Below are 557 nucleotides of genomic sequence, written 5' to 3' on the forward strand. Positions count from 1 at the left end.
CGTTGAGCCGGTATTGGAGAACATAAAATCCACATTGCCGTCATTGTTATAATCTCCTACAGCAATCCCCATAGGATAGCCGTATTTATCTGTTGTTGGGTTAGGCTTTACAGTAAAAGTGCCATCGCCATTATTCTGGTAAGTTCTTACTTCACCAGTATCATGTGCCACTACCAAATCTAGCCAGGAATCATTGTCAATGTCTACAAAAATCCCCATAAAGGTATTGTGCTGGTAGGTTAGGCCAGATTCTTTGGTAACGTCTTTAAACGTATTGTCTCCATTATTCAATAATAATTGACTTATCGGGCCGTATGTTTTACTGAAGTTATTTTGGCCCACCATCTGTTTTTTACGGATGTAGTTTGATATAAATATATCAATAGTCCCATCCTTGTTCACATCTCCCAATGCAAACCCCAAGAGGAGAAGCATTGTCGGCTAAAGGGTAGTCAACCTTTTTTAGGCGTAAATTTTCCGCCATTGTTATAATAAATTGTTATACCATCTTCACGAGAAAATGATTAGGTCTGAAAAAGCCATTGTTGTCAAAAATC

At 38.2% G+C, this 557-nt stretch carries 1 protein-coding gene; it reads right to left on the reverse strand.

Annotation, left to right across the window (positions count from 1 at the left end; all coding sequences use genetic code 11):
• On the reverse strand, positions 1-435 hold a 435-nt coding region (locus ADIWIN_RS15625; protein WP_161624682.1), incomplete at its 3' end, for an FG-GAP repeat domain-containing protein.
• Positions 436-557: the final 122 nt, after the last annotated feature.

This window comes from Winogradskyella psychrotolerans RS-3 (genome assembly GCF_000427335.1).
In the GTDB taxonomy this organism is placed as follows: domain Bacteria; phylum Bacteroidota; class Bacteroidia; order Flavobacteriales; family Flavobacteriaceae; genus Winogradskyella; species Winogradskyella psychrotolerans.